The organism is Cellulophaga baltica (assembly GCF_900102165.1).
In the GTDB taxonomy this organism is placed as follows: Bacteria; Bacteroidota; Bacteroidia; order Flavobacteriales; family Flavobacteriaceae; genus Cellulophaga; species Cellulophaga baltica.
Genome location: NZ_FNBD01000007.1, coordinates 234,814 through 255,793, shown reverse-complemented (window position 1 = coordinate 255,793; position 20,980 = coordinate 234,814). Strand labels below are relative to the sequence as shown.

Annotated in this window: 23 protein-coding genes; 16 read left to right on the top strand and 7 right to left on the bottom strand. The window is 33.9% G+C overall.

Features of this window, described 5'->3' with window-relative positions:
• Positions 1–201: 201 nt before the first annotated feature.
• Positions 202–1,194, bottom strand: a complete 993-nt coding sequence (locus BLQ19_RS13810) for a fasciclin domain-containing protein (RefSeq protein ID WP_074538735.1) — start codon at positions 1,192–1,194, stop codon at positions 202–204.
• A gap of 251 nt (positions 1,195–1,445) precedes the next feature.
• Here BLQ19_RS13810 and mnmA point away from each other — a divergent pair, with 251 nt between their 5' ends.
• The 7 genes from mnmA to BLQ19_RS13775 all read left to right on the top strand — a co-directional run bounded on the left by mnmA (position 1,446) and on the right by BLQ19_RS13775 (position 8,353).
• The gene (gene mnmA, locus BLQ19_RS13805) at positions 1,446–2,636 is read left to right on the top strand and encodes a tRNA 2-thiouridine(34) synthase MnmA (protein WP_074538734.1); all 1,191 of its coding nucleotides are present in this window, start codon (positions 1,446–1,448) and stop codon (positions 2,634–2,636) included.
• A gap of 3 nt (positions 2,637–2,639) precedes the next feature.
• Positions 2,640–3,581 carry an NAD(P)H-dependent flavin oxidoreductase gene (locus tag BLQ19_RS13800; RefSeq protein ID WP_074538733.1) on the top strand — a complete coding sequence of 314 codons (942 nt, stop codon included), beginning with the start codon at positions 2,640–2,642 and terminating at the stop codon, positions 3,579–3,581.
• 13 nt (positions 3,582–3,594) lie between these two features.
• A complete protein-coding gene (gene mazG / locus BLQ19_RS13795) occupies positions 3,595–4,368 on the top strand; it encodes a nucleoside triphosphate pyrophosphohydrolase (RefSeq protein WP_029448505.1) in 774 nt (257 codons plus the stop codon).
• Positions 4,369–4,447: 79 nt separating this feature from the next.
• Positions 4,448–5,818: an MATE family efflux transporter gene (locus tag BLQ19_RS13790; protein ID WP_074538732.1), complete on the top strand. Its 1,371-nt coding sequence runs from the start codon at positions 4,448–4,450 to the stop codon at positions 5,816–5,818.
• A gap of 74 nt (positions 5,819–5,892) precedes the next feature.
• The gene (locus BLQ19_RS13785; RefSeq protein ID WP_013551396.1) at positions 5,893–6,120 is read left to right on the top strand and encodes a DUF8828 family protein; all 228 of its coding nucleotides are present in this window, start codon (positions 5,893–5,895) and stop codon (positions 6,118–6,120) included.
• Between the two features lie 5 nt (positions 6,121–6,125).
• Positions 6,126–6,695, top strand: coding sequence for a phosphatase PAP2 family protein (locus BLQ19_RS13780; protein WP_074538731.1), 570 nt, complete (start codon positions 6,126–6,128; stop codon positions 6,693–6,695).
• Entirely contained in the window at positions 6,692–8,353 is a 1,662-nt protein-coding gene (locus BLQ19_RS13775; protein ID WP_074538730.1) for an ArnT family glycosyltransferase, read from the top strand. The genes BLQ19_RS13780 and BLQ19_RS13775 overlap by 4 nt, the downstream gene beginning before the upstream one ends.
• On the opposite strand, the gene BLQ19_RS13770 is transcribed toward BLQ19_RS13775, so the two are convergent.
• From BLQ19_RS13770 to meaB, 3 genes are read right to left on the bottom strand one after another with little or no spacing between them, the layout of a single operon-like run.
• Complete coding sequence (locus tag BLQ19_RS13770; RefSeq protein ID WP_074538729.1) at positions 8,350–9,219, bottom strand: lysylphosphatidylglycerol synthase transmembrane domain-containing protein; 870 nt, start codon at positions 9,217–9,219, stop codon at positions 8,350–8,352. The two genes, BLQ19_RS13775 and BLQ19_RS13770, sit on opposite strands and share 4 nt — an antisense overlap.
• Positions 9,203–10,159 carry a glycosyltransferase family 2 protein gene (locus BLQ19_RS13765; RefSeq protein WP_024479930.1) on the bottom strand — a complete coding sequence of 319 codons (957 nt, stop codon included), beginning with the start codon at positions 10,157–10,159 and terminating at the stop codon, positions 9,203–9,205. Before BLQ19_RS13765 ends, BLQ19_RS13770 begins: the two co-directional genes overlap by 17 nt.
• A 33-nt stretch (positions 10,160–10,192) precedes the next feature.
• Positions 10,193–11,284: a methylmalonyl Co-A mutase-associated GTPase MeaB gene (meaB, locus tag BLQ19_RS13760; RefSeq protein WP_083332252.1), complete on the bottom strand. Its 1,092-nt coding sequence runs from the start codon at positions 11,282–11,284 to the stop codon at positions 10,193–10,195.
• 122 nt (positions 11,285–11,406) lie between these two features.
• On the opposite strand from meaB, the gene BLQ19_RS13755 reads away from it, so the two are divergent.
• Positions 11,407–11,832 (top strand): organic hydroperoxide resistance protein, encoded by a 426-nt coding sequence (locus BLQ19_RS13755; RefSeq protein ID WP_074538727.1) that lies wholly within the window; start codon positions 11,407–11,409, stop codon positions 11,830–11,832.
• A gap of 54 nt (positions 11,833–11,886) precedes the next feature.
• Here BLQ19_RS13755 and BLQ19_RS13750 read toward each other — a convergent pair whose 3' ends face one another.
• The gene (locus BLQ19_RS13750; protein ID WP_074538726.1) at positions 11,887–12,789 is read right to left on the bottom strand and encodes an aldose epimerase family protein; all 903 of its coding nucleotides are present in this window, start codon (positions 12,787–12,789) and stop codon (positions 11,887–11,889) included.
• An 89-nt stretch (positions 12,790–12,878) separates the two neighbouring features.
• Here BLQ19_RS13750 and BLQ19_RS13745 point away from each other — a divergent pair, with 89 nt between their 5' ends.
• The 3 genes from BLQ19_RS13745 to BLQ19_RS13735 are packed head-to-tail and all read left to right on the top strand — an operon-like array spanning position 12,879 to position 15,508.
• The gene (locus BLQ19_RS13745; RefSeq protein WP_074538725.1) at positions 12,879–13,436 is read left to right on the top strand and encodes an RNA polymerase sigma factor; all 558 of its coding nucleotides are present in this window, start codon (positions 12,879–12,881) and stop codon (positions 13,434–13,436) included.
• Positions 13,420–14,004 (top strand): hypothetical protein, encoded by a 585-nt coding sequence (locus BLQ19_RS13740; RefSeq protein WP_074538724.1) that lies wholly within the window; start codon positions 13,420–13,422, stop codon positions 14,002–14,004. The genes BLQ19_RS13745 and BLQ19_RS13740 overlap by 17 nt, the downstream gene beginning before the upstream one ends.
• Positions 13,982–15,508: a hypothetical protein gene (locus tag BLQ19_RS13735; protein WP_074538723.1), complete on the top strand. Its 1,527-nt coding sequence runs from the start codon at positions 13,982–13,984 to the stop codon at positions 15,506–15,508. The genes BLQ19_RS13740 and BLQ19_RS13735 overlap by 23 nt, the downstream gene beginning before the upstream one ends.
• Before the next feature lies 1 nt (position 15,509).
• On the opposite strand, the gene msrA is transcribed toward BLQ19_RS13735, so the two are convergent.
• The gene (gene msrA / locus BLQ19_RS13730; RefSeq protein ID WP_074538722.1) at positions 15,510–16,175 is read right to left on the bottom strand and encodes a peptide-methionine (S)-S-oxide reductase MsrA; all 666 of its coding nucleotides are present in this window, start codon (positions 16,173–16,175) and stop codon (positions 15,510–15,512) included.
• Positions 16,176–16,299: 124 nt separating this feature from the next.
• On the opposite strand from msrA, the gene BLQ19_RS13725 reads away from it, so the two are divergent.
• The 5 genes from BLQ19_RS13725 (at position 16,300) to BLQ19_RS13705 (ending at position 19,541) form a co-directional block, all read left to right on the top strand.
• Positions 16,300–16,986 (top strand): peptidoglycan DD-metalloendopeptidase family protein, encoded by a 687-nt coding sequence (locus BLQ19_RS13725; RefSeq protein WP_074538721.1) that lies wholly within the window; start codon positions 16,300–16,302, stop codon positions 16,984–16,986.
• A gap of 178 nt (positions 16,987–17,164) precedes the next feature.
• Positions 17,165–17,407, top strand: coding sequence for a hypothetical protein (locus tag BLQ19_RS13720; RefSeq protein ID WP_025614507.1), 243 nt, complete (start codon positions 17,165–17,167; stop codon positions 17,405–17,407).
• Between the two features lie 418 nt (positions 17,408–17,825).
• A complete protein-coding gene (locus BLQ19_RS13715) occupies positions 17,826–18,068 on the top strand; it encodes a hypothetical protein (RefSeq protein ID WP_074538720.1) in 243 nt (80 codons plus the stop codon).
• Between the two features lie 428 nt (positions 18,069–18,496).
• Positions 18,497–18,739, top strand: coding sequence for a hypothetical protein (locus BLQ19_RS13710; RefSeq protein WP_024479940.1), 243 nt, complete (start codon positions 18,497–18,499; stop codon positions 18,737–18,739).
• A gap of 571 nt (positions 18,740–19,310) precedes the next feature.
• Positions 19,311–19,541, top strand: coding sequence for a hypothetical protein (locus tag BLQ19_RS13705; RefSeq protein WP_024479944.1), 231 nt, complete (start codon positions 19,311–19,313; stop codon positions 19,539–19,541).
• 134 nt (positions 19,542–19,675) lie between these two features.
• Here BLQ19_RS13705 and BLQ19_RS13700 read toward each other — a convergent pair whose 3' ends face one another.
• Positions 19,676–20,677, bottom strand: coding sequence for a sensor histidine kinase (locus BLQ19_RS13700; protein WP_254788374.1), 1,002 nt, complete (start codon positions 20,675–20,677; stop codon positions 19,676–19,678).
• Positions 20,678–20,980: the final 303 nt, after the last annotated feature.

Genomic DNA, 20,980 nt, shown 5'->3' with positions numbered 1-20,980 from the left:
TTGGTAAGATTTGGGACTTCAAAGATGCGACAAAGACTAAGTTTTTTAAAATAATAGTTGCCAAATGCCCATTTCTGTATATTAAATAAACCTTTGGTGTTGTAACATAAAAATATAGGGTATAAAATAAGAGGCTTACTAATTATATTAGTAAGCCTCTTTGCTATATTGTTATATAATACCAATAAGGTATCTAAAGTATTATCTAATAACCCTGCTAATAGCATGTATTACTCCATTAGATGCTTGTACATCTGCAATGACGATAGGATTTAGAGTAGTATCTTCCCCTGGTCCTACAATCCCAGCTGGTGATGCACTGATAGTAATGTCACTACCTCCTAGTGTGGCTACTGCCTGACCGTCTAAGCTTGCTAATTCTGAAGAAACTACATTGGCACTAGGAACTACATGTAATTCTAGAACTGTTTGTAGTGTTGCCACAGGAACTTCACTCAATTGTGTTAATTCCAAATCCGTTAAGAGCGCAGTGAAGGCATCATTAGTTGGTGCAAATACCGTGAACGGTGCTGGTGCAGTACCATTTGCTGTGCTTAAAGCGCCTACATATTCAAATGATGAATCGGCTGTTAAAGCAGTAACTAAAGAAGAAAAACGATCATCTGCCAATGCAAAATCAACAACTGAAGGTAGTGTAATAACAGCATCCACTTTGTGAATTACACCATTACTTGCTTGAATATCTGCATCGATAACTTCAGAAATTCCATTAAAGGTAACTGCGCCTTCTGTTTCAAAATAAATACTCATGTTAGTATCTGCTTTGGCTCCATCTGCTAGCGTAGAAGCATAGTAGCTTCCTTCAGCAGTAAGCGCAGCTAAGTCTGCAGCTTCAATCTTACCGCTAATGACATGATTTAATAATACTTGTGTCAATACATCGGTTGGGATGTCCTCTAAAGAATTGTCACCCAAAAAGGCATCAAACGCTTCATTTGTTGGTGCTAATACGGTAAATGGTCCATCGCCCTGTAATACAGACGGTAATCCGCCATCTGCAGCAGTAAGTGCAGCTACTAAACTAGATAAGTTTGGATCTGCAATAGCTAGTGCTGTTATAGTAGTAGATTCTTGTACTACAGGATTATCGGAATCATCATCATCGCAAGCTACAATAAAAGTCAATAAGAATAGGGCGAAAAATACGGATTTGAATTTGAAATTTGTTTTCATAAATGTTTAATTTTAAATTATTGTTTAATGTTATGAGTTAAATGTTAAACAATATAAAGATAGAAGTTTTTGAAAAGGTTGCGTTTGTTTAACTAATTTTAATAAAAGTTTAACAAAATAACATGAATTGTTTAATCGGATTCTTGTCTCTTTTAAATTAAAGGAACAGAAATGAAATTAGGAACTGAGCCTGCGAGTACGTGTTTTTGAGCATCTAATTTTGTATTTTTGTGCTCCTATTTATTTAAAAAATGAAAAAAGTTGTTGTAGGCCTTTCGGGTGGTGTTGATTCTAGTGTTGCCGCGTATTTATTAAAAGCGCAAGGGTATGAGGTGATTGGTCTTTTTATGAAAAATTGGCATGATGATACGGTAACCATATCAGATGAATGTCCTTGGTTAGAAGACAGTAATGATGCGATGATTGTTGCTGAAAAATTAGGAATACCTTTTCAGACGGTAGATTTGAGTGTAGAATACAAAGAGCGTATCGTTGATTATATGTTTGATGAATATGCTAAAGGGCGTACACCAAACCCTGATGTTCTTTGTAATCGAGAAATAAAATTTGATGTTTTCATGAAAATTGCGCTGCAATTGGGTGCAGATTTTGTGGCAACAGGCCATTATTGTAGAAAAGGAACCATTGAGAATAAGGATGGTTCAGAAACGTATCAATTGTTGGCTGGGAAAGATCCTAATAAAGATCAATCATACTTTTTGTGTCAGTTATCACAAGAGCAGTTGGCAAAAACACTTTTCCCTATAGGCGAGTTGTTAAAGCCAGGGGTGCGTAAAATAGCTGCGGAAAATGAATTGATTACGGCAGATAAAAAAGATTCGCAAGGGCTTTGCTTTATAGGTAAAGTGCGGTTGCCAGATTTTTTACAACAAAAGTTGAAACCACAAAAAGGGGTGATTGTAGAAGTACCTTCTACGATTTCGCAATTTGATGCAGCGCCTTCTGAGTTTTCTTCTAAGCAGGAAGAATTGGCTTATTTTTCTAAAAAGCCAAGCTATCAAGTAACAGACGGAAAAGTTGTAGGAAACCATCAAGGGGCGCATTATTTTACCAAAGGGCAGCGTAAAGGATTAGATGTTGGTGGTACTAAAGAACCTTTGTTCGTAATAGAAACAGATGTTGATGAAAATGTCATTTATACAGGGCAAGGTAAAACTCATCCAGGCTTGTACCGAAGAACTTTGTTTGTCTCAAATGAAGAATTACATTGGGTGCGAACAGATCTAGCGCTTCAAACGGATGATTCTATGCAAGTGCTGGCACGTATACGTTACCGCCAAGAGTTGCAAAAAGCAACCTTGTATAAGGTTGAAGGGGGAATGTATGTAGATTTTGAAGAAAAACAATCCGCAATTACCGAAGGTCAATTTGTAGCTTGGTATTTAAAAGATGATCTAATAGGTTCAGGTGTAATTTCATAAAAGATGCAAAACAGACTAATAGAATTATTTGATATTCAATATCCTATTATACAAGGAGGGATGATTTGGGCTAGCGGTTGGCGTTTGGCTTCTGCTGTCTCTAATGCGGGTGGTCTAGGAGTTATAGGTGCGGGGTCTATGTATCCAGAGGTCTTGCGTGAGCATATTATTAAATGCCAAAAAGCAACAGATAAATCTTTTGCGGTGAATATCCCTATGCTGTATCCAGATCTAGATCAACTAATGAATATCGTTATAGAACTAGGAGTAAAAATTGTATTCACTTCTGCTGGTAATCCGAAGACATGGACTTCTTTTTTAAAAGAAAGAGGCATTATCGTAGTACATGTGGTAAGTAGCGTAAAGTTTGCCTTAAAGGCACAAGAAGCGGGTGTAGATGCCATTGTAGCCGAAGGTTTTGAAGCTGGTGGTCATAATGGGAGAGATGAAACCACAACATTAACACTTATTCCTTCCGTCAAAGAAAAAATTAAAATACCCTTGATCGCTGCTGGTGGTATTGCTACTGGAAATGCTATGTTAGCGGTAATGATTTTGGGAGCAGATGGGGTGCAAGTAGGGAGTCGTTTTGTAGCGAGTACAGAAGCATCGTCTCACCAATCTTTTAAAGATAGCGTAGTTGCAGCTAAGGAAGGAGATACACATTTAACATTAAAAGAACTGGCTCCTGTACGTCTGCTTAAAAATAAATTCTATGAAGATATACAAGCCAAGTATGTAGCAGGTACAACCAAAGAAGACTTGATAACTTTGTTAGGAAGAGCGCGTGCAAAACGCGGCATGTTTGAAGGCGATATGGAGGAGGGCGAATTAGAGATAGGTCAGGTATCTGCTATAATTCATGATATTAAACCCGCAAAAAATATTATTGAAGACATGGTTCAAGAATACAATACAGTAAAAGCCAGAGTAAGTACCTTATAAAGAACATAGTATAATGAATTCGCGCAAAAAACAATTGGAAGCATTTGATCGCTTACTAACGATAATGGATGAATTAAGGGCGCAATGTCCGTGGGATAAAAAGCAGACCATGGAAACCTTGCGACATTTAACTATAGAGGAAACCTACGAATTAGGAGATGCTATCCTGGAGAATGATTTACAAGAAGTAAAAAAAGAACTAGGAGATGTGTTGCTACACATCATTTTTTATGCAAAAATTGGAAGTGAGACCAATGATTTTGATATTGCCGATGTGGCTAATGAAATCTGTGATAAATTAATTCATAGACACCCACATATCTATGGCGATGTAACAGTAGCAAATGAAGAGGAAGTTAAACAGAATTGGGAAAAACTAAAGCTAAAAGAAGGGAAAATTAGCGTTTTAGAAGGCGTTCCTAAAGGATTGCCTGCCTTGGTCAAAGCAAGTAGAATACAAGATAAAGTTGCTGGAGTTGGTTTTGATTGGGAAAAACCAGAGCAGGTTTGGGAAAAAGTGCAAGAAGAATTACAAGAACTGCAAGTAGAGGTAGAAAAGAAAGATGCCGATGCGATGGAGGCAGAATTCGGAGATGTATTTTTCTCGATGGTCAACTACGCACGTTTCTTAAAAATAAATCCAGAAAATGCCTTGGAACGTACAAATAAGAAATTTATAGGAAGATTTCAATATTTGGAAAGTAAAGCAAAAACTTTGGGTAAGGAATTACAGGATATGACCTTGGCAGAGATGGATGTTTTCTGGGAAGAAGCTAAAAAACATTAAAATTTAAATAAAGAATTTTAATTCAAAGAATTAGAAAAAGGAAGCACGTATCTTTACCGCCCAATAAATAAATAGCCCTTTGTTACAGCAATATACTAAAGAATTTAAATACAATCTGACTCTTGCGGTTCCTGTTATTATGGGAATGCTGGGGCATACTTTTGTGCAACTAGCAGATAATATCATGGTAGGGCAGTTGGGTACGGCAGAATTGGCAGCGGTATCTCTTGGAAATAGTTTTGTTTTCGTAGCCATGTCTTTAGGAATTGGATTTTCTACGGCAATTACCCCTTTAGTGGCAGAAGCAGATGCTGCAGGAAAAAAAGAAGACGGAAAAAGCGCCTTGAAACATGGGTTAATACTATGTACTATTTTAGGCTTGCTTTTATTTGGGGTCATTATGTTAGCCAAACCGGTTATGTATTTAATGAAGCAACCTCCAGAGGTCGTAGAATTAGCCTTACCGTATCTAGATCTAGTGGCCTTGTCATTAGTGCCTTTAATTATATTTCAAGCATTTAAGCAATTCTCCGAAGGTCTGTCTCAGACTAAATATCCTATGTATGCTACGATTATAGCAAACGTGGTGAACATAACACTAAACTATCTTTTAATTTTTGGTAATCTAGGATTTCCTAAAATGGGTATTGTAGGTGCAGCAATAGGTACGCTGGCTTCTCGGGTGATTATGGTTTTATTTATTTGGCTTCTATTACGTAGTAAAAAGAAATTTCATGACTACGTTACAGGCTTTAATTTTGCCAAGTTGGAGGATAAAGTCATGAGTAAAATTATAAACCTTGGTTTTCCTTCGGCTTTACAAATGTTTTTTGAAGTTGGAATTTTTACTTCTGCCGTCTGGTTGAGTGGCGTACTTGGAAAAAATCATCAGGCCGCAAATCAAATAGCATTAAACCTTTCTAGTATGACATTCATGGTAGGAATGGGATTAGGTGTTGCCGCTATGATACGGGTAGGGAACCAAAAAGGATTGTCTGATTTTAAATCATTAAGGCGTATAGCAATTTCGATATTTTTCTTAACATTTTTGTTGGAGATTGTATTTGCAGCAATCTTCTTTATTTTTAATCAGTGGCTACCCACTATATACTTAAATGTAGATGATGTTGCCAATCAGGTAGATAATATGGAAGTGATTTCTATAGCAGCGCAGCTCTTAGTTGTTGCCGCTATTTTTCAGATATCAGACGGATTACAAGTTGTCATATTAGGAGCTTTAAGAGGCTTGCAGGATGTAAAAGTGCCTACGATTATAACCTTTGTTGCCTATTGGATGATTGGGTTTCCAACAAGCTATTATTTGAGCTTGTATACAGAATTAAAAAGTACAGGTATTTGGATAGGTTTATTAGCAGGCTTAACAGCCTCTGCAATCTTGTTATATATTAGATTTAATACCCAAACAAAAAAGAAAATAGCCGCAGTATAATTTTCTTTTAAAAGCTATAAGTTGATCAATTTCAATCAAATAATTGTATTTTTAACACCCTTAAAAAAATAACTATGGAGTTTCCTAAATTCTTATTAGGCGATAATACAGATTACCCAACCGCAATATTCGTAATACATACAGAGTATCCAAGGTTTATCATTAATCTGGAGAACGATGAAGTAGAGTGGCTAGAAGATTTTACGGCAGACGATGAGAACGAATTAGAATCTGAAGCTGAGAACCTTATAGAACAGGCAACAGCTTTTTATGATAGAGAGGTAGCTCGTTACGAAGAATAATTCAGATGCTAGAAGAGCTTTTACAATACGATAAAAATCTTTTCCTCTTATTAAATCATTTAGGAACTACAAATTGGGATGCCTTTTGGCTGTTTATTACCAATAAATTGAGTTCTATTCCGCTTTATTTAGTATTAGCTTTTCTTTTTTATAAATCTTACGGTTTAAAGAAAACACTTATTTTACTCGTTGTAGTTGCCTTAATGATAACGGTTACAGATCAAGTTGCAAATCTATTTAAGTATGGTTTTAAACGTTTAAGGCCTTGCCACGATGAAGAGATTGGGCATTTGGTGCGTTTGGTTAAAAAATCTTGTGGAGGTCAATATGGTTATTTTTCTGCTCATGCTTCTAATTCTTTTGCGATTGCCCTATTTTTAGGATCGTTATTAAAAGAAAAATTTAAATTCATAGGTTATTTACTACTTTTTTGGGCGTTTTTAGTGGCATACAGTCGCATCTATATTGGAGTCCATTTTCCATTAGATGTACTAACAGGTGGTGTAATTGGTTTCATTTTTAGTTGGTTATTTATAAAGTTGTATATATTTGCAACTCAGAAGATTAGTTTATGATATCTAATACAAGGTATTGGCTTTTATTGTTTCTTATAAGTGTCGTATATATTGCGGGACTATTTTCTACATTGTTTGAAAATGATTCAGCGCAATTTGCAGTAATGGCCATGAGAATGGTTCAAGAAAACGATTTTATAAATTTAATAAAAGGAACTAATGAGTACTTAGATAAGCCACACATGCACTATTGGCTTGCGGCATTATCTTTTAAAATTTTTGGGCTTCATGATTGGGCGTACAGAATTCCAGGAATGCTAGCCATTTTCTTAGGGGCTTATAGTTGCTTCGGTCTTGGTAAATTGTTGTATAATGAGTATGTAGGTAAAACTGCCGCACTAATTTTTCTTACCTCTCAAACTATTGTTTTATCTGTAATAGATGTTAGAACAGATGCTGTTTTAACGGGGTTTACAATTTTTGCACTCTGGCAATTAACTAGTTATATCAATAAAAATTCTCTTTTAAATATTGTCTTAGGAGCTTTTGGGGCTGGGATAGCTTTTTCTACAAAGGGCCAAATAGCTTTGGTTGTTTTAGGACTACCTATTTTATGCCATTTGGCATATACCCGCAAATGGATGCAATTTATAAACTGGCGTGTTCTTGTGGCTATTGTAGTTTTTGCAATAACTATTGGACCAATATTATATGCATATTACCTTCAGTTTGATCTACATCCAGAAAAAATTATTCGTGGCCGTAGCAATAGGAGCGGTATATTTTTTATTCTTTGGGAACAAAGTTTTGAACGCATGAGTGGTGAAGGAATTGGAAAAAACAGTAGCGATTATTTTTTCTTTTTTCATACCTTTTTGTGGGTATTTTTACCATGGACGGTAATAGGTTTGGTCGCTTATTATTGTCGAGTAAAGACATTTATAAAACTCAAGTTTGCCTATAAGCCTAAATATGAATTTCTAACCTTAGGAGGTATTACCTTAATTTTTATACTAATTAGTTTTGCACAATTTAAATTGCCGCATTATTTAAACATTATAATTCCTTTATTTGCGATACTTACTGCCTCATACTTGCATAGTTTAAATGTACACTCTCAGGATAAAACGATAAAAATTATTTTAGGGGTTCAGTATTTTATATTCGGCCTTATCTTCGTGGTAGTTTCCTTATTTTGCTTTTACGTGTTCGAATTTGAGTCTCTTATATCCTATATTTTGTTTGCTGTAGCGGGTGTAATTGGCGTCTATTTCACACTAAAAAGAGAAGCTTATGCCATTAGGATTGTTACTATCGCTGCGCTAGCTTCTGTATTGATTAACTCAGTTTTAAATTTTCACTTTTACCCTAATTTATTAGAATATCAAGCTGGTTCTGCTATGGCAAAAGTAATTTCTAAGAATGATATTCCAGTAGATAAAATTTTTAAACTAACGGAAGAACACACATGGTCTTTAGATTTTTACAATCAGAAACCTGTTCAAATCACTAAAGTAGATGCTTTGGAAGATAGTGAAGATTCATGGGTGTATATTTCGGAAGAAGAATTACTGCAACTTCGAGATATTGGTTTTGACTGGGATCAACAATATGAAGTGGATGATTTTAGAATAACTAGACTTCAGGGTAGGTTTTTAAATCCTGCGACACGCAAGAAAGTAATTAAGCACAAATATTTGATTCATATTGTGAATTAAGACTTGGTTTGTAGCTTAGGTCTTTTAAAGTGGTAATATATTCCTATAAAAGATACGGCTGCTGTAATTAAGAAAAATACCATACTGATACTTATAGAAGTGTTCTCATCTAAATTTAAGAGCGTTGCTCCATAGAAGAAAGTTAATTCTCTACTTCCTATTCCGCCAATGGTTAACGGAATTACAGATACAATAGACGATATAAGAAAGATAAAGAGATAGGCTACCGTATTACTTTCAAAATTCAATGCTTTTAATATAAATAAGACGCTTATTAATTGTGCTAATTGCACCAAAGCAGAATACCCAAATGTTTTCCAAAAAATGGGAAGCACATAGTTGAAAAACTTTTTAGTAAGCAGATAAAAAACGACGATACTTAAAACTATTGCAGCTACAGCATAGATTTCAATAGCGTTTAAGAAGCTTACATCTAGAAAAGTAATAAGTAGGCATGCGTATATAAAAAGTAATAACAAACCGCTTAAACGATCTAATACCAATACAGCTACAATTCTTTTAGTGTCTACTGGGAACTCTTTTTTAATTATGTATCCTTTGTAGGCATCGCCACCAATACCTCCTGGTAGAAACAAATTGTAAAACATACCTAAAGCGTACAGTTTTAAATTACTTAAAGGAGTCAAGAATACATGTAATAAGTGAAAATAGAGGTTGACTCTATAAGCAGAAACTACTTTAGAAATAATAAAAAAAAGCGCAGCCAAGCCTAAGTAGTATGGGTTCGTTTTTTTTAACGTACTAAAAACATCTGTGTAATTAATTTTTGTAAAAACAAAATAGAGTAATACGGCACTTATACTAATTTTAAGTGCTGTAACTATTTTTTTATTGGGCTTTATCACCTACAAGAATTTTTTTAATTCGGTATGGTCGCTTCTGTTGAGATTCATAGTAGGTTCTAATTAATAACTCCATAACAATTCCTATAGTGAATAGTTGTATCCCAGCAAGAATAAACATCAAACCAAAAATTAAAAGAGGACGATTTCCAATATCTTCGCCCATTAATTTTATCACTAATAAGTAGATATTAATTAAGCCCCCTAAAAGCATTAGTAAAACACCAAATATTCCAAATAAGTGAATGGGTCTTTGAAAGTATTTACGAATGAATAATAACAACATCATATCGGCAATAACTTTAAATACTCTTTCTAAACCATATTTAGAAACTCCTGCATGCCTAGCATGGTGTTTTACAGGAACTTGCTTTATCTGTGCGCCTTCTAAATGTGCTAATAGCGTAATAAAACGATGCATTTCACCGTACAAATTTAAGTCCTTCGCAATATCTTTTGTGAAAACTTTTAAAGCGCAACCATTATCTTTAATGTCTAACTTGGTGACACGTCTTACTAAAAAGTTGGCAATCTTAGAAGGGATTTTCTTAACTAGAGAATCTTTTCTTTTTTGACGAATACCAGTAATTAAATCATACTCGCCTTCAATAGCATAAGACAACATCTCGGGAATATCGCTTGGATCATTTTGTAAATCACCATCCATAGTGATAATATAATCTCCTTCGGCATAATCTATACCTGCAGCCAATGCCAAGCTTTGGCCATAATTTTTCTTCAATTCTATTAAGTGAACTTTTTGATCATTCATTTTTTTAACAACCATGCGTGTGGCATCCTTAGAAAAATCATCGATGTAGATAATTTGATAGTTGTAACCAACCAAACTTTCATGGATTTTCTCCGTAAGCAAAACAACATTGTCTTCTTCGTTATATAAAGGAACAACAATAGAAAGAAGCGCATCAGTTAAAACAGTCATAGTAATTAAATTGAAGCTGCAAATTTATGCTTTTTATTTAAGTTTTTTTTGATGTAAGGCCAGCAATTGCTCAGCAGCAACAAACGGAGACACTTTGGCGTTCATTACCAGTGTAGTAAGTTGTTCTAGCTGCTGTTGTATTGCAGTATCTTCATAAAACTGCATTTTTAAATTATCTTCTATGGTTTGTAGAAGCCAAAACTTATTCTGGTATTTTCTTTTGTCATAGATAGCGTCAGCAGTAGCATCTTTGAAGTTTAGAATGGTCTGCCATACTTCAGAAATACCTTCATTTTCTAAAGCAGAACATTGTAGTACTTTAGGCACCCAACCATTTTCTTTTGGAGGATAAAAATGTAGCGCCCGAGTAAATTCTATTTTTGCTAGATTCGCAGCTTGTTTATTTTTGCCATCCGCTTTATTAATCACAATGGTATCGGTCATTTCCATGATACCTCTTTTTATACCTTGTAATTCATCTCCTGCTCCGGCAAGCTTTAAGAGTAAAAAAAAGTCTACCATACCGTGAACTGCTGTTTCACTTTGGCCAACTCCTACAGTTTCAATTAGAATAACATCAAAATGAGCAGCTTCACATAGAATAATAGATTCTCTTGTTTTTCTAGCGACACCTCCTAAAGAATCTTCAGAGGGAGAGGGTCTTATAAAAGCATTTTCATCTCTTACCAAAACTTCCATTCTAGTTTTGTCACCTAAAATACTTCCTTTACTCAAAGAGCTTGTAGGGTCTACGGCTAAAACAGCTACTTTTTTTCCTTGATTCGTAAGATATTTACCCAAGACTTCAATAAAAGTACTTTTACCAACACCGGGAACTCCTGTGATGCCAATACGTAAGGTGTTTTTTTTATCTGCAATACAAGCTTCAATAATTTGATTTGCTTGCACTAAATGCGTTTTATTTTTACTTTCTACTAAGGTGATGGCTCTGCTTAAGGCTGTTTTATCTCCATCTCGTATTCCTTGAATTAGAGAAGCTACTGAAGGTTGTCTTTTTCTAAAGTTTTTTATTTTAGCAATAGAGGCTTCATTAGAAACATCGGTAAGATGTATTCCTTCTTTTTCTTCAAATGCAGATATTTTATTGTTTTTTTTCAAAGAGATGATACGTGATTTTTAGGAAAATAAGGTTTTTTGTGAAACATTCACACAAATTTAATAATTCATTTTTCGTAAGCGTTTCTTCTATTAGTATATTATGGTCTTAAACGTTAAAATAAATTGAAATGAAAACAATATTTGAGTCAAGTGCAACAAATACAGGTGGTAGATCTGGTCATGTAACAACCGAAGGCGGATTGATTGATTTAGATGTGAAAATGCCAAATGGAAGAGATCCTATTGAAGAGAAATATACAAATCCAGAACAATTATTTGCGGCCGCATATTCAACTTGCTTTGCTGGTGCCCTTCAAGCAGTAGCTAAGGACAATGGAGTAGATGATTTAGGAGATTTTAGTGTTACTGCGATTATTGGTTTTGGTAAAGATGAGGACGGTTTTAATATTGAGGCTACCTTAGACGCATATTTACCAACAGTAGATAAGGAAAAAGGAGAGGAGTTAATCAATGCCGCTCATGAAATTTGTCCTTACAGTAAAGCTACAAGAGATAATATCACCGTAAATCTTAATTTGCTTTTAGATGAATAACGCAGGTTGATAAATCAGATTATAATAGGAAAGCCCGTTAATACGGGCTTTTTTTTATACTTTAAATCTAAAAGTAGATTGGTTATAATAGGTGTCTTCAGGTGTTAGCACGCTTGATGGAAAATTAGGATGATTGGGAGCGTCAGGATAATTTTGAGTTTCAAAACAGATAGAACCTGTTGTTTCCGGAGTGTAAATTACAACTGCCGGTTGGTTGGTTGTTACTTCCAGCGTAATACCTGAAATTTCTGAATAGGCCGATGCGCAAATTTCATGACGCTTATCAATTACAAATGGAGTATCTAGTCGTGTGTTTGCTAGTGGTGTACGTTCTAAAAAATCATATTTTGTTTTAGATACCTCTATTAATTCTCCAGTAGGGATAAGATTGTCATGAGTAGCTAAAACCTTTGAGCAATCTAATTGTAAGGTATAATGATTTACCTCTTCTGTAGAATCTAATTTAAAATAGGAGTGATTGGTTAAGTTAACTACTGTTTTTTGGTCGGTGCTCGCTTCATGTGTTATGATTAGTGCATCATCATCTAACGTATAAGTAACGGTTACGTTTAAAATTCCGGGATAACCTTCTTCTAAATGTTCACTTACATAAGAAAGTTGGATGAAAGGTTTCGTGCCGTGATTCATATGAGTTACCTCAAATGTTTTTGTGTTAAAACCCGCAATTCCGCCATGTAAATGAACGCCGTCTTCTTCATGAATAGAGTATGTTTTACCATCTAGTGAAAATCCCCCTTGAGAGATTCTTCCGGCATAGCGCCCTATGCAAGCACCTAAAAACATAGGGTTGCTTAAATAATCTTCTGGTTCATCAAAACCCACCACCATATTTGTAGGGGTCCCATATTTATCTTTTACGATTATCTTTTGAATAATAGCACCAAAATCAAGAACCGTCAGCTCAATTTTGTCATTTTTAATTGTATTTTGAATCAAAACAGAAAATTTTATAAAACAAATCTAAACTTTTTTGCAACACTGCAATAAAGTCATCGTCTTTAAGATAACAACAACTATAAACTAACTTGGAAAAATTGTTAAAATTCCAAACAGATTTAATTGAGCAATGCAAGGCTAACGATCGTAGAGCGCAAATGAAACTCTATGATAAGTACTGTGATGGTATGTTTTGCGTAGTGATGAGATTTGTACGAAATAGTGATGATGCAGAAGACGTTTTGCAAGAATCATTTATTAAAGCTTTTCAAAAAATTCATCAATTTAAAGGAGAGGTAACATTCGGTGCATGGTTAAAAACAATTGTAGTTCATAAGTGTATAGATTTTCTAAAAGCAAAGCGCACGGAGCATGTTCCGTTAGAAGAAAATAGGATACTTGTGGTTGAAGATGAAGATTGGAACATAGAAGCGTCAATTACGATAGAAGAAGTGCGGACGGCTATACATACTATTTCTGAGAAATATAGGTATGTGTTACTGCTCTACTTACTAGAAGGATATGATCATGCTGAAATTGCTCAGGTTTTAGGTATTCAAGAAACCACTTGTAGAACGCAATTAATGAGAGGTAAAGCTTATTTAAAAGATAAATTAAAGAAGAAAGAATATGAATCAAGATCTTAGAACGCTTTGTAAGGATGCCGAAGAGCAAAAGAAGCCTAGGCTAAATTCTGGACATAGAGCGCGCTTTTCAGAACGCTTGCATCAAGAATTTCCAGAACGTAAACCTAGACCTATACTCTTTTTTCTGAAAATTGCAGCAGCACTGTTTATCTTGATCAGCATTGGGGTATATTTCTTTGTAAACAAAGAAGTAGGGCTACCTGAGGAAGGTACCACCTTAGTAAAATCAGCTTCAAAAACTGATGTTCAAGAAATATCCTTAGGAGATTTATCTCCGGATCTTAAAAAAGTAGAGAATTACTACTTGGCTACCATTAATTTAGAGTTGGCAAAGTTAGAGGTTTCTCAGGAGAATAAGGATCTTGTAGATGGATTCATGGAACGATTGGCGGAATTAAATGTTGAATATCAGCGTTTGAATAAAGAACTAAATACCATAGGGCCAAATGATCAAACTATTTCTGCATTAATTCAAAATCTACAGTTGCGTTTACGGTTGTTGCAAAAACTAAAAGATACATTAATCGAATTAAAATCATCAAAAAATGAAACAGCAATCAGCATATAAGTTACTAGTAGTGTTTCTCTTTGCCGTGGCTTCTGCAGCGGCACAAAAGCAAACTAAAACGTATATTGAAAATTATAATGTAAATAAGGATGCCATTATAAAACTCAATACATCACATACGGATATTGAGTTTGAAACATGGAACAAAGACCAAGTAGAAATTGAAGTAGTAATCGCTATAGAAGGGGCTTCTCCAAAAGATATGGAAAAGTATTTCAAGCAAAATGAATTAAATATTACGGGGAATAGTCGTCAAATAAACATTGCTTCGGGAGCGCAGAATTCTTGGACGACGCTTCATGCTCCAGGCGGATTTAAAAGTTCATGGGATTTTAATGAATTCGAATTACCGGAAATAGAAGAATTGCCAGAAATAGAAGAACTGACATTTATGCTAGATTCTCTTGAATTCCCTGAAATTCCTAGAATAAATGTTCCAGAATTTAATTTTGAAGCCTTTAAAAAAGAGGGAGATGCTTATATGAAAAAGTGGCAAAAAGAGCTTGATGAGGGCTTTTCTGAAAAAGATAGGAAAGCCTTTAAAGAATTGGAAAAAAAGGTAGAATCCGAAAAGCATAAGGCAGAAAAAATAAGACAGGAAATGATGAGTGCTAGAGAAAGTGCTTATGAAGAGCGCAGGGCAAGATTGACCGCTGCACGTGCGGAACGTTTTGGTGAATTGGAAGAAAGGAAGGAACTCTTAGAGGAGCGTAAGGCAGAGTATGAAGAGAGGAGAGGAGCGCTGCTTGAAGCGTTGAAAGACAAATCGCAACATAAAAAGCACCAATTTACAGGTAGAAGAATAGATACTATTCTTAATGATTCGGCATCATTTAGCTACTTAACGATGCCTAATGTATACTACCAGTCATCTAATGCACAGGGTAGTAATTCTAAAATAAAAGTAAAAAAGTACATTAAAATAAAAATGCCTAAGTCAGTAACTCTTAAATTAAATGTACGTCATGGCGAAGTTAAGCTTGCAGAAAATACTAAAAATATTCAAGGAACTTTTGCCTATGCCGGTTTATACGCAAATAGTATTGATGGTGCTCAAACACAAATTGATGCTTCATATTCGCCAATCAATATTCAAAATTGGAATTATGGCAAGCTAAAAGTGAGTTATTCTGATAAGGTGTCTATAAATACCGCTAAGAATATTACTCTAAGTGCAACATCATCAGAAGTTATTATAGGGCATTTGTTGCAGAATATTTTTGCGGAAAATAATTTTGGATCTTTAGCTATTCATGAAATAAATAAAGATTTCTCAGCTATAGATGTTTCTGTGCAAAACGGAACGCTTCGTTGTGAACTACCAATATCCCCATTTACAATTACTGTAAATGGGGAGAATTCTAAATTAATAGCACCTAGTATACTACATTTAGTGAAAACCAAAAATGATAGGACAACCTTGAGTAGAGGCTATCATATTTCGAAAAACACGACTAAAAACCTAAGAATCAATGCTAAGTATAGTACCGTAGTTTTAGAATAGTTTAATGAGAATTTTTCTTTATTAACTCTGGGAATTTACTTTGAAATTTCTTTAATCTTGGCACTGATACACCTCTTATGTAAGAATTGTCAGGGTGTTTTTTTTCATAATCTTGATGATAATCTTCTGCATCATAAAAGATTTCAAATTTGGTAACCTCTGTAGCTAATGGCTTATTATAGATCTTATCATTTTTTAATTTAGCCATATAAGCTTCAATAATTTTTTTCTCACGATCATCTTTATAAAAGGCAATTGATCTATATTGTTTTCCCATATCAGGACGTTGGCCGTCTACAGTTGTTGGGTCATGAGAGCCAAAGTATACCTTTACTAAGGTTTCAAAACTTACTTCTTTAGGATTGTAATAAACTTTAACGGCTTCTGCATGTGTTGTTCTACCATAACCAACGGCCTCATAGGTAGGATTTTTTTCTTTTCCTCCAGAATAACCAGAGACAACCTCTTTAACACCTTTTACACTTTCAAAAATAGCTTCTACACACCAGAAACAACCACTTGCAAAATAGGCAGTTTCATAAGAAGACAAATCTTGAGCGGAAGCCTCAGTAGTTATAGGAGTATTCTTAGTTTCTCTTGTCTTAGATTGACAGCTGGTGGTGGCTAGCGCTAAGAGTCCAATAAAAGTAATTTTCAAATAGTTCATATTGTTTTTTTATTATTAGTGGGATACCTTTAAATTTACTTACGTATAACCTCTTGTGCAAGTTGTTAATTAATTATTAAATTATTACTTCTTGGGTTAAAATAGGCTTTTTGTAGTTAATGATATGAGTGAATTAGAGAACGTATTAATAGAATATTCTAAAACAAGTATTCCTATTCTGGATGAAAGTATCCCTTTGGCTAAATATTGTGCCTTAGATTTATCTACGACCAATCAATTACTAAATAATATCGCTATTACGGATCCAAATGAATGTCAACAGTATATAGATTCGATCCTTTCTGCAAACAATGCCAAAGTTGCTCATGGCGGGTATTTAGAAAAAAGAAATCTGTATGCTGATAAGTCTAGCTTTTCTAAAGAACAACATACCGCCAGAAATATTCATTTAGGAATAGATTATTGGTGTGTTGCAGGTACTAAAGTACTAGCTCCTATAGACGGTATAGTTCATAGTTTTAAGAATAATGATACTGTGGGAGATTATGGTCCTACGATTATTTTGAAGCATAACCTTAATAAAGTAACCTTCTATACCTTATATGGGCATTTGTCTTTAGAGACTATTAGGCATCTAGAAGTTGGAGCTCGTTTTAAAGCAGGAGCTTGTATAGGTTATTTAGGGACTCCAGATATCAATGTTAATTATGCACCACACCTACATTTTCAAATTATAAATTCTATTGGAGCTTATTTCGGAGACTATCCAGGGGTATGTAATGGTAATGATTTGGAGTTTTATAGCAATAATTGTCCTGATCCTAATCTTCTATTAAAAATAGGGTCATAGGAATACCGTTTAAATGCCAATAATTACGGTGACAGAATAATCGTTCAAATACCGTTAGCGGACAAAAAGTTCTTTACATCTAGATAATTTACATTCACCGATAGATAAACGGTATTGGGCGAGAATCGATGAAATACACTTTAGCTTGGTAGTACCTTTACAGTGTAAAACCCAAGTCATGAAAACTATCTTAACTATTTTATTTGTTCTTTTTATCGGTCTATTTGCTCAAGCGCAAGATGCTAAAGTAGAAGTGAAGGTTGCAGCACAAACAGAAAGTGTTGTTTTAGTGACGCCAACTATAGAAACTACCTTAAATAGTAATGAAACGAAAATTGCTCGTTTATACATGGATAGAAATTATAAAGTAAAAAAGGAATTGTCTTTTTATACAAAAGCACACAAATCTAAATTAGCATAATTATAGGTTCTTTATTCATATCCACTTTTTTTACAACTATTCTTCATGCGTTTACCAACTTTTTTATAAGCGCTTCAACGTTACACAATTTTATCTTTCTACTTTATTTTAAGTATTACTCCATGAGATGTAACTCTTATGTAATTATTTCCACGCTATTCAGTGTATATCGAATTTAAATGCGATAAAATAGCTAATTAACCTAAGTCTCCGTTACTGTCGGCTATTAACTGGGTTTTAAAGCATCGTTAAAATACCAATAAATACGATGATAGAAGGCTATTTTATTGCTGCATATCTCTTCCGGTTTTGTTTACATAACGTTATGATCCATTCGTCGATAGATAAACGATACCGAGCGAAAACCGACGAAATACGTTTGGGCTTGGTAGTATCTTTACAGTGTAAAACATACGTCATGAAAACTATCTTAACTATTTTATTTGTTCTTTTTATCGGTCTATTTGCTCAAGCGCAAGATGCTAAAGTAGAAGTGAAGGTTGCTGTACAAACAGAAAATGTTGTTTTAGTAACGCCAACTATAGAAACTACTTTAAATAGTAAGGAAACAAAAGTTGCTCGTTTATATATGGATAGAAATTATAAAGTAAAAAAAGCATTGTCATTCTATACAAAAGCCAACAAAACTAAATTAGCATAATTAAAGGTTTTTTATTCGTCCCGATTTTTTTTACAATCAATGAACCAGCGTTCATTAACTTACCAACTTTTTTATAAGCGCTTCAACTTTACGCAATTTTATCTTTCTACTTTATTTTAAAGTAGTACGCCATGAGATGTAACTCTTATGTAGTTATTTTAACGCTACTAAGCGTATATCGTATTTCAATGCGATAAAATGGCTAATAAACCTGATTTTTTGGTACTAGTCGGCCATTATTTGAGTTTTAAAGCATCGTTTAAATACCAATAAATACGATGATAGAAGTCTAGTTTTATACCGTATATCTCTTCCGGTTTTGTTCACATAACAATATGATCCATTCGTCGATAGATAAACGATATCGAGCGATAACCGACGAAATACGCTTTGGCTTGGTAGTATCTTTACAGTATAAAACATACGTCATGAAAACTATCTTAACTATTTTATTTGTTCTTTTTATCGGTCTATTTGCTCAAGCACAAGATGCTAAAGTAGAAGTGAAGGTTGCTGCACAAACAGAAAATGTAGTTTTAGTGACGCCAACTGTAGAAACTACCTTAAATAGTAATGAAACAAAAATTGCTCGTTTATACATGGATAGAAATTATAAAGTAAAAAAAGCATTGTCATTCTATACAAAAGCCAACAAAACTAAATTAGCATAATTATGGAAGTATCATTAATAGTAGTAATAGCATTTACGTTCTTTAATATTATTAGAATGAATATAGCGACGGCTTCAAGAATGAAGCAAATGCTTCTTGGAAGTAAAAAATAGTACCGTCCATATATTAGAAAATTAAATTTTATAGGAACTTTTGTTCTGAGGATTCCTAATAAGGAATCTTTTTTTGTTTAAGATCGTGTTTGTATTCGTTATTCGATAATTAATCTGATTTACTTCTTATAGCACTGCTACATGGATTTTAATCTAACAGATATAGTTTCTTGATGTTGAAAATTTGAGACTCTTACTTGAGGTTCTTATTAAAAGGGGATAAATGAAAAAACTATTTATTATTCTATTATAAATTTGATTAGTGCTGCAGGAGAGGGTAGTATTCCGATAAAGTACCTATTATTACGATGAGTTATTTTTAGTTGAATTACCGTTGACGAACAAAAAGTTCTTTACATCTAGATAATTTACAGTCACCGATAGATACATGGTATTGGGCGAAAATCGACGAAATGCACTTGAAGTTGGTAGTACCTTTACAGTGTAATACCCAAGTCATGAAATCTATTTTAACTATTTTATTTGTTCTTTTTATAGGTCTATTTGCTCAAGCACAAGAAGCAAAAGTAGCTACACAAACAGCAAACGTTGTTTTAGTGACGCCAACTGTAGAAACTACCTTAAATAGTAATGAAACGAAAATTGCGCGTTTATATATGGATAGAAATTATAAAGTAAAAAAAGAATTATCTTTTTATACCAAAGCAAACAAATCTAAATTAGCGTAATTATGATGGTATCTATAGTAGTACTAGTATTTTCTTTATCTATTGTTGTTGCTATAATGGCAGCTACGAAAAATACGGCTAAAATGTTAAAGCCTTTAAAAGTGAAGGTAAATAAGCGTTAGAAAGTAAATGGCTTATCCGATTGGTTGGAAGTTTTGACCAATTTCCTTGAAGGTTATAATATAGTTGGTTCCTTTTTTAGTACAATCTTTTAATATAGAACCTTGCAGTTGTCTTGTAAGATTGTAAATAAGTTTTAATCCAAGTGATGTAGTAGTTTGTGGTGTAATACTCTCTTCGTAGCCATCACCATTATCACCAATATTTAAAACATAATCTTTTTCATCTTGACTTTTCTTAAGAGCGATACTGATCTCTCCTTCACCATTATCTTTAATACCATATTTTAAAGAGTTTGTAATGGCTTCATTAATAAGCAGCCCTAAGGGTATTGCTGTATCTATTCCAAGATTTATATCAATAATGTCAATAGCTACTTTTATTCTATTATCGGTGCCTTTTATAGATCGTACAAGATAATCACTTAATTCTTCTACATAAGATTTGTATTCAATTTTTGATAAATCTTCACGCATGTATAACATTTCATGAACCATAGCCATGGAGTTTACTCTATTCTGGCTACTCTTAATCATTTTCTTCATCTCCTCGTCTTTCATGTTTCTAGCTTGTAAGCTTAGAAGACTGGATACGGTTTGTAAGTTGTTTTTTACCCGATGATGCACCTCTTTAATAAGTGTTTCTTTCTCACGTACTTTTTGCTCAACTTCGAGTTTAGATCGGTATAAGTTATAATGTGTTTTTACTAATATCTTACCAAATACACCACCTAGTATATATAAGGAGAATAGAATGCTAATAAAATTAAAAAGATCTTGCGAAGCTTCGGGAACTACATTCCTAACAAAAGGAAGACTTAAGATAGATTGAAAATAGATTAAGGTAACAATAATGAAAGCACTATAAAGGTAAACCTCTCCATAGCGTTTTGTGGTTACATAGCCGGCAAAAGCAACTAAACCTAAGACAAAAATAAATGCGCTGTTTATACCTCCACTAAATAAGGTAATAACAATACAGCTAAACAGAGTTACGAGTGATGTAACGTTATACATCAAGGATAAGTTCTGGTGTTTTTTAAAGGCAAAGGTGTTTGCTAAGTTTAATAATGAAAATAAAAAAAACACGTACGGAATTACTTCTGTAATGTTTAGGAAGTAAATACACATGAAACCAAACACTAATGATAGGGCAGAGGAAATGTAATTTACTCTTAAAATGAGGTTTTTTTTGGTTTTAAGGCGTTGTTGGTGAGCCATTTATTTAGTTTTACTGCTAATAATTTTCCTTAACAGGTGGAATTTCCAAGCATTAAGATAAGTATTTTCTCTATAATACCATCAAAATACAAAGAATCT

Excerpts from the sequence above, each read along its gene's own strand:
- BLQ19_RS13780 (WP_074538731.1), top strand. The coding sequence starts at position 6,126 with ATGCTAGAAGAGCTTTTACAATACGATAAAAATCTTTTCCTCTTATTA.
- mazG (WP_029448505.1), top strand. The coding sequence starts at position 3,595 with ATGAATTCGCGCAAAAAACAATTGGAAGCATTTGATCGCTTACTAACG.
- BLQ19_RS13785 (WP_013551396.1), top strand. The coding sequence starts at position 5,893 with ATGGAGTTTCCTAAATTCTTATTAGGCGATAATACAGATTACCCAACC.
- BLQ19_RS13775 (WP_074538730.1), top strand. The coding sequence starts at position 6,692 with ATGATATCTAATACAAGGTATTGGCTTTTATTGTTTCTTATAAGTGTC.
- BLQ19_RS13735 (WP_074538723.1), top strand. The coding sequence starts at position 13,982 with ATGAAACAGCAATCAGCATATAAGTTACTAGTAGTGTTTCTCTTTGCC.
- BLQ19_RS13700 (WP_254788374.1), bottom strand. The coding sequence starts at position 20,677 with ATGTATAACGTTACATCACTCGTAACTCTGTTTAGCTGTATTGTTATT.
- BLQ19_RS13765 (WP_024479930.1), bottom strand. The coding sequence starts at position 10,159 with ATGACTGTTTTAACTGATGCGCTTCTTTCTATTGTTGTTCCTTTATAT.
- BLQ19_RS13725 (WP_074538721.1), top strand. The coding sequence starts at position 16,300 with ATGAGTGAATTAGAGAACGTATTAATAGAATATTCTAAAACAAGTATT.
- msrA (WP_074538722.1), bottom strand. The coding sequence starts at position 16,175 with ATGAACTATTTGAAAATTACTTTTATTGGACTCTTAGCGCTAGCCACC.
- mnmA (WP_074538734.1), top strand. The coding sequence starts at position 1,446 with ATGAAAAAAGTTGTTGTAGGCCTTTCGGGTGGTGTTGATTCTAGTGTT.
- BLQ19_RS13715 (WP_074538720.1), top strand. The coding sequence starts at position 17,826 with ATGAAAACTATCTTAACTATTTTATTTGTTCTTTTTATCGGTCTATTT.
- BLQ19_RS13740 (WP_074538724.1), top strand. The coding sequence starts at position 13,420 with ATGAATCAAGATCTTAGAACGCTTTGTAAGGATGCCGAAGAGCAAAAG.
- BLQ19_RS13800 (WP_074538733.1), top strand. The coding sequence starts at position 2,640 with ATGCAAAACAGACTAATAGAATTATTTGATATTCAATATCCTATTATA.
- BLQ19_RS13720 (WP_025614507.1), top strand. The coding sequence starts at position 17,165 with ATGAAAACTATCTTAACTATTTTATTTGTTCTTTTTATCGGTCTATTT.
- BLQ19_RS13810 (WP_074538735.1), bottom strand. The coding sequence starts at position 1,194 with ATGAAAACAAATTTCAAATTCAAATCCGTATTTTTCGCCCTATTCTTA.
- BLQ19_RS13710 (WP_024479940.1), top strand. The coding sequence starts at position 18,497 with ATGAAAACTATCTTAACTATTTTATTTGTTCTTTTTATCGGTCTATTT.
- BLQ19_RS13755 (WP_074538727.1), top strand. The coding sequence starts at position 11,407 with ATGAAAACAATATTTGAGTCAAGTGCAACAAATACAGGTGGTAGATCT.
- BLQ19_RS13705 (WP_024479944.1), top strand. The coding sequence starts at position 19,311 with ATGAAATCTATTTTAACTATTTTATTTGTTCTTTTTATAGGTCTATTT.